Annotated in this window: 1 pseudogene; it reads left to right on the top strand. The window is 59.5% G+C overall.

The window, feature by feature from the left end:
• Window positions 1–425, top strand: a pseudogene (locus GSQ93_RS36320) (bifunctional 2-methylcitrate dehydratase/aconitate hydratase); the annotation flags it as partial.

The following is a 425-nucleotide window of genomic DNA, read 5'->3' as shown; positions in this document are numbered from 1 at the left end:
GCTGCCGAATGGGGCCATCCGTCGGACAATCTCGGCGGCATTCTGGCAACGGCCGACTGGTTATCGCGTAACGCGGTCGCTACCGGCAAGACGCCGCTGTCGATGAAAGACGTATTGATCGCGATGATCAAGGCGCACGAAATTCAAGGCTGTATCGCGCTCGAAAACTCGTTCAACAAGGTCGGCCTCGATCACGTTTTGCTCGTGAAGCTGGCTTCAACGGCGGTAGTCGGTCAGATGATCGGCCTCACGCGTGATGAGTTGATCAATGCGGTGTCGCTCGCCTTTGTGGATGGTCATTCGCTGCGCACGTATCGACATGCGCCGAATACGGGTTCGCGCAAGTCGTGGGCAGCCGGCGATGCAACCTCCCGCGCCGTGCGTCTTGCGTTGATCGCGAAGACCGGCGAGATGGGCTATCCCTC

The organism is Burkholderia sp. S171 (genome assembly GCF_009766085.1).
GTDB lineage: Bacteria > Pseudomonadota > Gammaproteobacteria > Burkholderiales > Burkholderiaceae > Caballeronia.
This window is presented reverse-complemented; position numbering and strand designations above follow the sequence as displayed.